Origin of the sequence: Odoribacter sp. N54.MGS-14, assembly GCF_000980295.1 — a bacterium.
Taxonomy (GTDB): Bacteria; Bacteroidota; Bacteroidia; order Bacteroidales; family Marinifilaceae; genus Odoribacter; species Odoribacter splanchnicus.
This window is the reverse complement of the sequence record NZ_LARL01000012.1, coordinates 33,657-46,071: the sequence shown is the minus strand read 5'-3', so window position 1 is coordinate 46,071 and position 12,415 is coordinate 33,657. Positions and strand designations below refer to the sequence as shown.

General features: G+C 43.6%; 10 protein-coding genes and 1 pseudogene. 6 read left to right on the top strand and 5 right to left on the bottom strand.

Annotated elements, in window-relative coordinates; genetic code table 11:
• Positions 1-30 precede the first annotated feature (30 nt).
• The 4 genes and pseudogenes from WS42_RS04410 to WS42_RS04400 all read right to left on the bottom strand — a co-directional run bounded on the left by WS42_RS04410 (position 31) and on the right by WS42_RS04400 (position 3,926).
• Complete coding sequence (locus tag WS42_RS04410; RefSeq protein ID WP_046450782.1) at positions 31-1,197, bottom strand: 1-deoxy-D-xylulose-5-phosphate reductoisomerase; 1,167 nt, start codon at positions 1,195-1,197, stop codon at positions 31-33.
• Positions 1,198-1,250: 53 nt separating this feature from the next.
• Positions 1,251-2,111, bottom strand: coding sequence for a peptidoglycan DD-metalloendopeptidase family protein (locus WS42_RS04405; RefSeq protein WP_013611875.1), 861 nt, complete (start codon positions 2,109-2,111; stop codon positions 1,251-1,253).
• Between the two features lie 167 nt (positions 2,112-2,278).
• Positions 2,279-2,401, bottom strand: a pseudogene (locus WS42_RS15755) (hypothetical protein); the annotation flags it as partial.
• Between the two features lie 295 nt (positions 2,402-2,696).
• The gene (locus tag WS42_RS04400) at positions 2,697-3,926 is read right to left on the bottom strand and encodes a mechanosensitive ion channel family protein (RefSeq protein WP_087395298.1); all 1,230 of its coding nucleotides are present in this window, start codon (positions 3,924-3,926) and stop codon (positions 2,697-2,699) included.
• Positions 3,927-4,075: 149 nt separating this feature from the next.
• Here WS42_RS04400 and WS42_RS04395 point away from each other — a divergent pair, with 149 nt between their 5' ends.
• From WS42_RS04395 to WS42_RS04385, 3 genes are all read left to right on the top strand, one after another.
• On the top strand, positions 4,076-6,886 hold the full coding sequence (locus tag WS42_RS04395) for a M16 family metallopeptidase (protein WP_046450783.1): 2,811 nt from the start codon (positions 4,076-4,078) through the stop codon (positions 6,884-6,886).
• Positions 6,887-7,000: 114 nt separating this feature from the next.
• The gene (gene gluP / locus WS42_RS04390; protein WP_013611878.1) at positions 7,001-8,203 is read left to right on the top strand and encodes a glucose/galactose MFS transporter; all 1,203 of its coding nucleotides are present in this window, start codon (positions 7,001-7,003) and stop codon (positions 8,201-8,203) included.
• Between the two features lie 128 nt (positions 8,204-8,331).
• Positions 8,332-8,991, top strand: a complete 660-nt coding sequence (locus tag WS42_RS04385; RefSeq protein WP_229032327.1) for a carbohydrate-binding family 9-like protein — start codon at positions 8,332-8,334, stop codon at positions 8,989-8,991.
• 313 nt (positions 8,992-9,304) lie between these two features.
• Here the strand turns inward: WS42_RS04385 and WS42_RS04375 are convergent, their stop codons facing one another.
• Positions 9,305-9,928 carry an HdeD family acid-resistance protein gene (locus tag WS42_RS04375; protein WP_013611881.1) on the bottom strand — a complete coding sequence of 208 codons (624 nt, stop codon included), beginning with the start codon at positions 9,926-9,928 and terminating at the stop codon, positions 9,305-9,307.
• A gap of 117 nt (positions 9,929-10,045) precedes the next feature.
• Between WS42_RS04375 and WS42_RS04370 the strand changes: the two genes are divergently transcribed.
• From WS42_RS04370 to WS42_RS04360, 3 genes are read left to right on the top strand one after another with little or no spacing between them, the layout of a single operon-like run.
• Complete coding sequence (locus WS42_RS04370; RefSeq protein WP_013611882.1) at positions 10,046-11,623, top strand: peptide chain release factor 3; 1,578 nt, start codon at positions 10,046-10,048, stop codon at positions 11,621-11,623.
• Positions 11,624-11,646: 23 nt separating this feature from the next.
• Positions 11,647-12,018 (top strand): thioesterase family protein, encoded by a 372-nt coding sequence (locus WS42_RS04365; protein WP_022159483.1) that lies wholly within the window; start codon positions 11,647-11,649, stop codon positions 12,016-12,018.
• A 10-nt stretch (positions 12,019-12,028) separates the two neighbouring features.
• A complete protein-coding gene (locus WS42_RS04360; RefSeq protein ID WP_022159484.1) occupies positions 12,029-12,415 on the top strand; it encodes a response regulator in 387 nt (128 codons plus the stop codon).

The window sequence follows — 12,415 nt, the reverse complement described above, 5'->3', positions numbered from 1 at the left end:
ATTAAAGTTAAAAGACTATAAGCTAGAAAGCTATAGAGGAGGTATTTTGGGGGATACATTTTTCCTGGCGATTTCACGGGTCAGGCGATCGGTTTCCATATAATCCTCCAAAGTCGGTTTCTTCAGGAAATCTACTTGTTGCATTGTTTTTTCGATCAGATCGGACATACCGGTGAAAGACAGGCGCCCTTGCAGGAAGGCAGACACAGCGACTTCATTGGCCGCATTCAGGATACAGGGCATGTTTCCGCCTTGCCGCATAGCCTCGTAAGCCAATCCAAGGTTACGAAAGGTTTTCTCGTCAGGCTGTTCGAAAGTCAGGGAATGACATACCTTGAAATCCAAACGTCCGAAATCAGCTGTAGTCCGTTCGGGGAAAGTCAGGGCATACTGAATCGGCAGCCGCATATCCGGCACTCCGAGCTGGGCTTTCACGCAGCCATCCGTAAACTGCACCATCGAATGAACGATAGATTGGGGATGCACCACCACTTCGATTTGTTCGGGTTTCATGCCGAACAACCATTTGGCTTCGATCACTTCAAACCCTTTGTTCATCATAGAAGCCGAATCGATCGTCACCTTAGCACCCATATGCCAGTTAGGGTGTTTCAAAGCATCGGCAGGAGTCACCTTTTCCAAAAAAGCCCGGTCTTTTCCCCGGAAAGGACCTCCGGAAGCGGTCAAAATCAGTTTTTCGGCTTTACTCCGGCTCTCTCCGGCCAAACACTGGAAGATGGCAGAATGTTCCGAATCGACAGGCAGAATAGCTACCCGATGTTCTGCGACCGATTCGTTGACCAATTCTCCGGCTACGACCAGAGTCTCTTTGTTAGCCAAAGCAATATTTTTTCCGGCTTTAATGGCATTTACCGTCGGGATTAAACCGCTGTATCCGACTAAAGCTGTCACCACCAGATCGACGTCTGCAAAAGTCACGATCTGGGCAAGCGCATCGGCTCCGGCAAATACTTTTATATCTTCATGTTGTAAGGCATCGCGCAGAAGCGGATATTTCTCCTCATTGGCAATCACCACACTATCCGGGTGGAATTTCAATGCCTGTTCGATCAATAAATCAACATGATTATTGGCTGTCAGCACTTCAACACTGAACCGTTCGGGATTGGCTTCCACCACTTCCAGCGTCTGTGTTCCGATCGATCCTGTCGAACCTAATATCGCAATCTTTCTCATATATTCATTCTTCCAAACCGAAATTGCCGAAACAACTTCCGGTTATTGATTCTTTATTTAAACTTAATAAAATTCTCCGGGTTGAGCGGATTACCTGCCCGCCACAATTCAAAATGCAAATGGGGGCCGCTGGACTCCTCTCCGGTATTTCCCACTACCCCCAGGACCTCTCCGGCCCTGACATAATCTCCCTGTTTTTTCAATAGGATAGAATTGTGTTTGTATACAGAAATCAGGTCGTTGGTATGTTGCACCTGGATCACATATCCGGTCTTCACCGTCCAATCGGTAAAAATCACGACCCCATCCAATACCGCAGCCACCTTAGCATTGGCTTTCGCCACAATATCAGTGCCGTAATGCCGTTTCTTCTCATCGAAGCTTTGGGTTACAATTCCTTCCACAGGCGGAAAAAAATGATAATAATCGTGGTTTTGTTCTTTCATTCCCAGCGATAGATTAAAGCGTTCACGCTCTTCGATAGCAGCCCGGAATTCATTTTCCTGTTCGCTGATCTGAAATCGGATGGTATCGTTCCGGTAGCGCGCCGTATCCTCCCGCGAACGTTCGAGGGAAGTGGTATCTCCCCCATTCAAAACCAACCGGATGGATTTGAAAAAGCGGTCTCTCTTCAGCAATTCATTCTCCAGCGAATCTACCCGGAGCGCATTTTGGGCGATCATCTGCCGCATATTTCCATCCGGATAGCCAGGAATAAATTCCCGCAAGTCGGTGAAAGCTATCAATAAAATGGTCAGAACGACCAAAATTACCGCCAGCACACTCAATGCAGTCAATACATGCAACTGGGACAATCTGAAATTGAACACCTCCTCATAAGAAGTCTCGTTAATGACAGAAAGTTTATATTTATATTTCAGACGATCCCAAAGTCTTACTTTTTCTTTAGCCATGCCCCGATTTTTTAGTTTCCAAAATTACAACAAAAAAATCAATGTCGCAATGACCGATCGTTTATAACTCATCAAAAGCAATGTATCGTTAAGCCACACTTCAGGATAACCTTCTACTCTGACAGGGAGAGGTTGTTCTATATTCACTCCATTATCGGGAGAGTAATTTAAATATTTGGCTCCATTGAGATCGATAATATCAAAAGAAGAATTTTTTTTATTTGAACAGAAGATTGCAAGTTGACATATTCCCCCGGCCCTTTTCCATTCTTTCCAATTTGATAAAGAAAATTACCCGAAGAATGGTATTATTATATTAAAGAAAGAAAAAAGTACCAATTAATACTGATGATTTTGGCTTCTTTCTTTTATATTTTTACATTAATAATTGATTATAGTATTGAAGAATATGGCTATGCAACTATTCTTCGATACACTATTTCTAATTAGGTATATTGAATAAAACGGTGTATTTTATAATTATTCTCTTTATTGGACATGTTTTTTTCAGTTAAAAGAGCCGTGACCGAAACCGCCTTTTTAGTCGTCACAACAGATAACCCGAACTGCCGTATACGCAGTTAATCACGATTGGTTTTCCCCACCCACATACATGGATTTATATTCGAACACTTTCAGTCCGAATTCGGGTAATACCGCCATGATATGGTCGAAAATATCGGCCTGGACTTTTTCATAGGTCACCCACTCCTGAATAGCCGAGAAGCAATAAATCTGGATGGGCATACCGGTCGGGCCGGGTTGTAATTGGCGGACCATATGTGTCATATTCGTATTGATATCGGGATTAGCTTCGATCCATGCATCCATATAATAACGGAATATACCGATATTGGTCAGCTTACGCTCATCCAGAATCGTAATTTTATCTTTATTGATATCTCCCAGTTTAGCAACCATCTGATCGATATAATCTTTCAGGAAGGCCGAAGAAGCAAATTTTACGACTTCGTCATGACTCAAAAAATGAACCGAATCGATATCGATATTGATACTCCGCATAATTCTCCGTCCCGGCGATTCCTGCATTCCCCGCCAGTTGGTGAAAGATTCCGACACCAACTGATAAGTGGGTACCATCGAAATAGTCATATCCCAATTCTGCACTTTGACGGTGTACAGATTCACTTCCAACACAACTCCATTGGCATTATTCTTATCCATCTGAATCCAGTCGCCGATGCGGATCATATTATTGGAAGTCAGCTGGATTCCGGCAACGAATCCCAGGATCGAATCCTTGAAGATCAAAAGCAGCACCGCGGCAAAAGCACTCAAACCGACAATCAGGTGTTCCGGCGATTTATTCACCAGCACACTGACGACGGTAATCACCACAACCGTATACAAAAACACCTTGATCAACTGGATAAAAAAAGTAATCGGACGATTTTTCGAAACCGGATAGCTCTCATAAATCTTGTTGATCGCATTCAATAAAGAAGTAATGATAAACAGGGTAACGATAATCAACCAGATATCTACCAGGCGCCGAAGGACATATTTATATTCCCAGGTAATAAAAGTGAGAACGATATAAGCTGTAAAAGGAGGGATCAGGGAAGCCAATTTTCGGAAAAAACCCTGATCGTAGAGGATATCGTCCCAAGTACTTTTGGTCTTTCCTACAACTTTTTTCAAGAGTTTGGAGAGCCATTTCCTGGAAATAATATAAATCAGAATGGCAACGGTAATCGTTATCGCAATTTTTATTAGAGTGCTTTCGGCATCTGTCATTCCGACTTTTTCAGTCCAGGCGGATACCCGATGCAAAAAAGAAACAGAGTCTCTCATAAGTATGATATGTTAAAATATTGTTTATGCTCAATCTGAGCTTTTTACAGGAATAGCGGTCCCTTATTAAATTTAAGTTAAACCCCTTATTGTATTTATATTTGATCGTAAATAAAGCTACTTTTGTTTCAAAACATAAAAATTTAACTATGAAAAGACTATTTATTTTAATTACATTTTCCTGTTTATTATTCCTGCAAGGAAGTTTTGCACAGGTCGATCTTCAGGCCCCGCTTCCTCAAGATCCGAACATTGTAACGGGAAAGCTCCCCAACGGTATAGTGTATTACCTGCGTCACAATGAAGAACCCAAAGGCAGAGCGAGTTTCTACATCATACGCAATGCCGGAGCCCTGCTCGAAAACGATGAACAAGACGGTCTGGCCCACTTCCTGGAACACATGGCCTTTCAGGGAACCAAGAATTTCCCTGGGAAAGGTATCATCACCTCTCTGGAAAAGCACGGAGTTTCTTTCGGCCGTAACATCAATGCTTACACTGCACAAAATGAAACGGTCTACAATCTGAGCGATGTACCGACAAACAGCGAATCTCTGTTAGATACCTGCCTGTTGATTCTGCACGACTGGTCTTACTATCTTACCCTGGAAGACGACGAAATCGATGCTGAGCGCGGAGTGATCACCGAAGAATGGAGAACCCGCCGGACACCGCAATTCCGGATTCAAAAACAGATGTTCCCGGTACTTTTCAAAGATTCAAAATACGCCATTCGGGACGTTATCGGTAATTTAGATGTAATCAAAAATTTCAAATACCAGACTATCCGTGATTTTTATCATGAATGGTACCGGACAGACCTGGAAGCCATAGCAATCGTCGGCGATTTCGATGTAGCTAAAATGGAACAAAAAGTAAAAGAATTGTTCAGTAAAATCCCTGCTGTAGAAAATCCGACTCCCCGTCCTTTCTACGAAATTCCCGAACACGACGAGATGTATTATTGCCTGGCAACCGACAAAGAAGTACAGCAATCTTCTATTCAGATCGTGACCCTGTTACCCGGTACTCCGGCAACAGAAAAGAATAAATTGGCTTATTTTAAAGATAACATAATCAACTCTTTCTACAATCAGATGGCCGGAGCACGGATCAGCGAAATGATGCAGAAAGGTAATCCTCCCTTTATCAACGGAGGTTTCGGATTCGGTGGTTTTGTGAGAGGTTATAATGCTTATAACATCAACACAACGGCCAAACCCAACAAAGAAGACGTTGCCCTGGAAGCCATCTTAACCGAAAATGAAAGAATCCGGCGGTTCGGTTTCACCCCGAGTGAACTGGAACGGGTAAAAACCAATATGCTGGTCGGCCTGGAATCGGCTTATAAAGAAAAAGACAAAACCGGTAACGAAAGTTATATCGAGGAAATGCAAGCGAATTTCCTGGAACAGGAACCGATCGTAGATTTCGATTTCTATTACAATGCTGTCAAACAAATTATTCCGACCATTACCGTAGAAGAGGTATCTGCACGGGCTAAAGAGTGGAATACCGATAAAAACCGTACAGTAGTCGTTTCCGGTCCGTCAGAGAATGCCAAGCACCTGACCCGGGAAGAAGTAACCGCTATTATGGATAAGGTTGCTAAAAAAGAGATCGAACCCTATCGCGACGAAGTAACCGATGCAACATTGATCAGCGAAGAATTACCGGGTTCAAAAATCGTTTCTACCAAGAAACTTCCCTTATTCGATGCAGAAGAATGGACACTGGCCAATGGAGCGAAAGTAGTCTTCCGTAAAGCAGATTACGAAAAAGATGCCGTATCACTGACTTCTTACAGCAAAGGAGGAACTTCACTTTACGATATAGACATGCTTCCTTCCGCCAATAACGCTGCTGCATTTGTAGGAGCTTACGGTTTAGGAGATTTCGATGCAACCACTTTAAGAAAAATCCTGACCGGGAAGATGGCTTCCTGCGGAGTTTCTATCAACGGTTTGTCGGAATCTGTCAGCGGTAGCTCTACACCTCAGGATTTCGAAACCATGCTTCAATTGTTGTATCTGCGTTTCGAAAAACCCCGTTTCGACAAGGAAGCCCATGAAGCTATGATGAGCCGCAACAGGGCCTCTATCGCCAATATGGAGAAGAATCCGCAGAAAATCATGAAAGATTCGATTAGTCTGATCATGAGTAACTACAATCCGCGTACTCTGCTCTTCAACGAAAAATACCTGGATCAGATCAGTATCGAAAAGATCGAACAGGTTTATCGCGACCGGATTAAAGATGCCAGCGATTTCACCTTCTTCATCGTAGGTAATATCGATGCAGAAACGGTAAAACCATTGGTAGAAAAATACATCGGTTCATTAAAATCTGAAAACCGGAAAGAAACCTGGCGCGACAACCATGTAAGAGGTCCGAAAGGCAAAACGGTAAAAGAAATCGAATTGGAACTGACTACCCCTAAATCGACCGTGATCACAAATTTCTCTAAAGATATGAAATACAGTGTTTACAACAATATCTGTAATAATATTCTGGAAGGAATCCTGGATTTAAGATATACCGAAAATATCCGGGAAAAAGAAGGAGGAACTTACGGTGTAGGTGTTCAGGCCGGTTCTGTACGCGAGCCTTACTCCAACTATAGCATGACGATGAGCTTCGATTGTGATCCGGACAAGGCACAACATCTGAAATCGTTGATTTATGCCGAATTGGATAAAATCATGAAAGAAGCTCCGACTCCGGAAGAAATGAATAAAGTGATCGCCAATATGAAGAAAAACCACGAACAATCCAAAAACCACAACAGCTATTGGATGAATTGTATTACTTCTTATTATATCAGTGGTGTGAATCCGAACGATCCGAAAAACTTCGATCACATTGTCGATAAACTGCAACCCAAAGACATTCAGAAATTTGCTCAGTCTCTTTTCAAGGGTGCCGATGTTGTCGATCTGATTTTCAAACCGAAACAATAATCTTCGGGCGAAGCATTTTAAATAGGGTGTCAAAAGTGGCACCCTATTTCATTTTTTTATTACATTTACCTTTTGAAACAGCGTGCTGAATTATTATCTACAAACCCAAATATTATGTCACAAAACAAAACAAATTTTGCTGTGCCTTTGGCATTCGTCGGTATGATGTTTTTTGCGATCGGATTCGCATTGGGCATCAACTCATTTTTGATTCCGGTATTAAAAGGTGCTTTGTCTCTGCCTTCAGGGGTAGCCTACCTGCTGCTAGCAGCTACTTTCGTTCCTTTCCTGATTTTCGGCTACCCGGCTTCTGCCACGATTGCCAAAATCGGTTACAAAAGAACAATGGCACTCTCGTTTTTGATTTTTGCCGTTGCTTTTATTTTATTTGTATTATCAGCTAAATTGGAAAATTTCATTCTTTTCCTCATCGCTTCTTTCGTCAGCGGTGCCGCCAACGCTTATTTACAAGCATCGGTAAACCCGTACATTACCATTCTGGGACCGATTGAAAGCGCGGCCAAACGAATGAGTATCATGGGTATCTGCAACAAACTGGCATGGCCGGTAGCTCCTTTGTTTTTCGCACTCGTGGTAGCCGACCAAACCAATGTGCAGACTTCCGATCTGTATCTGCCTTTCTACATCATCATCGGCGTATTTCTATTGTTAGGTATCATCTCTTTAATGGCTCCGCTTCCCGAAGTAAAAGCTGCCGGAGAAGACGAATCGGATACCGCCAATTGCCCGTATGCAGCAAATAAAACTTCTATTTGGCAATTTCCCCACTTGGTTCTGGGTGCACTGACCTTGTTCATTTATGTCGGTGTCGAAACTTTGTCTCTAAGTACAGCCGTCGACTACGCCAAAGCGTTGAATTTGGAAAATCCCGATTTATATGCCTGGATTCCGAGTATCGGTATGGTCATCGGTTATATTTGCGGTATTATTCTGATTCCGCAATACCTAACTCAAGACATGGCAATGAGAATCTGTGCCTGCATCGGTGTAGCCGGTTCTCTGGCCATTGTATTGCTGCCTGCCGAAATATCTATCTGGGCAATCTTCCTGATGGCTCTAGGGTGCTCGCTAATGTGGCCGGCATTATGGCCGCTTGCTATGGCAGACCTCGGCAAATTCACCAAATCAGGCAGTGCTCTTCTGACAATGGCTATCGCCGGAGGAGCCGTTATCCCGACTGTTTTCGGATTTTTGCAAGAAGGTTTGGGGGCACAAGGGGCTTATTGGTTAGCCTTGCCTTGTTTTCTGTTTATCCTGTATTATGGTGTAGCCGGTTATAAAATCAGAACGAAATAAAGGTGACACCGAACATTGATCGGTTTGTAAAGTTCCAGACCCCTGCGGGATATTTTCTTAAAGTGACCTCCGGTTCCATGAAGAAAACCCCGCAGGGATCCATAAACTTTAAGAACTTTTACTGACGAATGATTTTCTTTGACAATACCAACATGCAAATTCCCTATCTTCCCTTTTTAGACAGCAACGACCTCCGACAGGCAGGTGAGCAACTGAATAAAATCGATTTTCACCGAATCGGGCAGAATAACTGGCCGGAACAATTCCCTTACACGCCTTATGCAGCTTTTACCATGGCACACAACGGAGAAATGCTCTTTATCCGGTTTAAGGTCGACGAGACCAGTACCATGGCCCTCACCCGGGAAGACAACGAGCAAGTGTGTAACGATTCCTGTGTCGAATTTTTCCTGGCAGTCGACGATAGTGGGTATTACAATTTCGAATTTACCTGTATCGGTAAAACTTTGTTAGGTTTCCGGAAAGAACGCCCAGCGGCGGTTCATGCCCCGGAAGATATCATGGCCTCGATTCTCCGTTATCCTTCATTGGGCGGGGCAAATTTCGAAGAAACCCGGCTAGGCCATCCCTGGGAACTGACTGTGGGAATTCCGGCTTCAGCTCTTTTCCGTCACAACATCGATACCTGGCAGGGTTTGAAAGCCCGCATCAACCTTTATAAATGCGGAGATCGGCTATCCTGCCGGCATTATTTATCCTGGCGTCCGATCGATTCTCCCAAACCGGATTTTCATACGCCCCGTTGTTTTGTTGCGGTACAATTTTAAAGCTCTCCGATGAAAGATCGTCTTCTATACGGATTATTCCCGGGCCTGTCAGCTCCTTTCATCATCATCCTGTTGTTCTGGCTTTTCCGCTTTCACGACCTCCCGCTTTCCCAATTTATCCACCAGGCGATCGCATTGAAAGTACAATTCAAACTCATTTCCGTTGGTGTATTCTTTGCCGACTTAGGCTTATTTTATTTATTTCTGCACTTAAACAAGAATAACGCCTCGAAAGGCGTTATCCTGGCAGTTTTAATCTATTTCTTTCTTTTTCTATTTTCCAGTCTTTAGATCGGAGAAGGCGATTTCCTTCTTATTTGCCTTCTTCCACTTCCTCGAATTCGGCATCCTCGATATCCGAATCTCCTCCCATCTTCACGATTTTTTCTTTTTCTTCACTGGCTTTGCGCATTTTACGGATGGAATATTGGTTGAGCAGATCGGTTACGCCATAAAAAACGGCGGTAATCCCGAACAGGATGAACACGCTTTCGGCCGAACTGAAAGGATCGAATAAAATCACGATACCGACAATCAGGATCAGGACCGGGAATAAAAAACTAACCGGCGCAATACGCCCGAACTGACGGGCTGCGGCAAGGGTCACAAATTGTCCGACAGCAGCGACCACCAAAATAAATCCCAGGAGAAACATAAAAACGGTCGCAAAAGTAGACGGCAGACATACCAGCAGTAATCCCAAAATAACACTTCCGATTCCGCTCAAGGGAGCAAAACTCCGCTGATGTTCCTCGCGGTTTCTGGAAGAGATAATAAACGCAATAATACCGATGGCCAGGAAAACGATACCTATCAGCATAACAACATACTTCAATGCATCGGCCGGCCAGATCAAAAGAGCCAAACCGAGCAAAATCGCTAAAACCGCCCTGTATATGCCTCCTTTAAAATTCGAAGTCGTGTAAACAATTTGCATATAAATTACAATTAAAGATCTTTCTTTTTTTATTTAACGAAGGTAAGCATTTTTTTGTTAGGTTAAAAAGGAAAGCAAAAAAATACTAACTATCTTTGCACACTCAAAAAAATAATTATGGGATTTAAAGAAGAAATTGAAAGACGCCGTACTTTCGGAATCATCAGTCACCCTGATGCCGGAAAAACCACATTAACGGAAAAGTTATTGCTTTTCGGAGGAGCCATTCACGTTGCCGGAGCTGTTAAATCGAATAAGATCAAGAAGACAGCCACGTCCGACTTTATGGAGATCGAACGTCAGCGTGGTATTTCTGTGGCGACTTCTGTCATGGGTTTTGAGTACAACGGAATCAAGATCAATATTCTGGATACCCCGGGTCACCAGGACTTTGCCGAAGACACTTTCCGAACCTTAACGGCTTGCGACAGTGTAATCATCGTGATCGATGCAGCCAAAGGAGTAGAAACGCAAACCCGTAAGCTGATGCAAGTCTGCCGGATGCGCAAAACCCCGGTGATCGTGTTTATCAATAAACTGGACCGTCCGGCCAACGATCCTTTCGATATTCTCGACGATGTAGAGAAAGAACTACAGATCAGGGTAAACCCACTCAGCTGGCCGATCGGAAGCGGAGATACCTTCAAAGGTATCTATAACCTCCACCGGCAAAACCTTTGCCTGTATAGTCCTAGCATTCAGAACATCCCCGAAGGCATTGAGATCACCGATACCCGATCGGACGAACTCGACCATCATATCGGCGAAAGGGCTGCCGGTAAACTACGGGAAGACCTGGAGCTGATTCAGGGGGTTTATCCCAGTCTCGACCGGCAGGAATACCTGGACGCACATGTAGCTCCCGTATTTTTCGGTTCGGCGTTGAATAATTTCGGTATCCGGGAACTTCTGGATTGCTTCATCGAAATAGCTCCGGCACCTCTTGCCCGGGAAACCGAAGAACGCCCCGTCCGGCCGGAAGAAGAGAAATTCACCGGTTTTGTATTTAAGATTCATGCCAACATGGACCCTAACCACCGGGACAGAATTGCTTTTGTGAAAATTTGTTCGGGAATTTTCAAACGGAATACCAATTATTTACATGTCAGAAACGGTAAAATGTTGAAATTTTCCACTCCCACCGCTTTTATGGCCTCCAAGAAATCGGTGATCGATGAGGCTTACCCTGGTGATATCATCGGTTTGCACGATACCGGTACCTTTAAAATCGGAGATACCCTGACAGAAGGAGAAAAACTGCATTTCAAAGGTATCCCCAGTTTCTCTCCGGAATTATTCAAGTATATCGAAAATGCCGATCCGATGAAATCCAAACAGTTGGCCAAAGGGATCGATCAATTGATGGACGAAGGGGTAGCCCAATTATTCGTCAGCCAATTCAATAACCGGAAAATCATCGGCACGGTAGGAGCACTGCAGTTCGAGGTGATCGAATACCGGCTTTTACACGAATATGCCGCCGCCTGCCGCTGGGAACCGATCAATCTTTACAAAGCTTGTTGGATCGAAGCCCAGGATCAGGCAGAATTGGAAGATTTCAAAAAACATAAAGCTCAATATATGGCAAAAGACAAAGAAGGCAGAGATGTATTTCTGGCCGACTCACAATATATGTTGCATATGGCTCAGGAAAATTACAAAAAACTGATTTTTCACTTTACCTCAGAATTTTAACCATAAACTTTAAATCGAATCCTATGTTGGAAACCGGAAAATCATATACACAAGAAATCATCGTCGGTCCTAAAGACACCGCCTTAGCTCACGGCTCGGGCCATTTGGAAGTCTTTGCGACACCAGCAATGGTGGGACTGATGGAAAATACGGCGATACACTGCCTGGAAGGCATGTTGGAACCGGATACAGATACCGTAGGTATTGAAATTCATGTACAGCATACCAAGGCAACAGCCGTCGGTAAAAAGGTGATGTGCAAAGCGACGATCGTCGAAATCGATGGCCGCCGGATACGTTTTGAGATCGAAGCCACGGATGAAAAAGGAACAATAGGACATGCTATTCACGACCGCTTTATCATCTACCCGGAGAAATTCATGAGTAAATTATAAGTCGTTTGTAGTGGAAACTTACCCAGAGTATCCGGATTGGTCGGACAAAACGTTTCTGATAGCAGAAGATATCGACAGTAATTATACGATCCTTGCGGCTCTGTTAAAAAAAACACATGTCCGTATCTTACGGGCACGTAACGGAAAAGAAGCGATACAAATCGCTTCAGGAACGGCCTCCATCGATCTGATTCTAATGGATATCAGCATGCCGGATTCTGACGGAATAGAGGCTTTACGGTTTATCCGGCAACAATTGCCCGGAAAAATCGTAATAGCACAAACAGCACATGATCTCTCTTCTTCGGAGATTATAAATGAGAAGTTCGATGGTTTTTTATTAAAACCGATCCGTCGGAAAGAATTACTTGAAACATTAAGTAAATATTTATCCTGA

Coding starts and splice junctions, on each gene's coding strand:
- WS42_RS04395 (WP_046450783.1), top strand. CDS start 4,076: ATGAAAAGACTATTTATTTTAATTACATTTTCCTGTTTATTATTCCTG.
- WS42_RS04400 (WP_087395298.1), bottom strand. CDS start 3,926: ATGAGAGACTCTGTTTCTTTTTTGCATCGGGTATCCGCCTGGACTGAA.
- WS42_RS04370 (WP_013611882.1), top strand. CDS start 10,046: ATGGGATTTAAAGAAGAAATTGAAAGACGCCGTACTTTCGGAATCATC.
- WS42_RS04405 (WP_013611875.1), bottom strand. CDS start 2,111: ATGGCTAAAGAAAAAGTAAGACTTTGGGATCGTCTGAAATATAAATAT.
- WS42_RS04410 (WP_046450782.1), bottom strand. CDS start 1,197: ATGAGAAAGATTGCGATATTAGGTTCGACAGGATCGATCGGAACACAG.
- WS42_RS04365 (WP_022159483.1), top strand. CDS start 11,647: ATGTTGGAAACCGGAAAATCATATACACAAGAAATCATCGTCGGTCCT.
- WS42_RS04375 (WP_013611881.1), bottom strand. CDS start 9,928: ATGCAAATTGTTTACACGACTTCGAATTTTAAAGGAGGCATATACAGG.
- WS42_RS04385 (WP_229032327.1), top strand. CDS start 8,332: ATGATTTTCTTTGACAATACCAACATGCAAATTCCCTATCTTCCCTTT.
- gluP (WP_013611878.1), top strand. CDS start 7,001: ATGTCACAAAACAAAACAAATTTTGCTGTGCCTTTGGCATTCGTCGGT.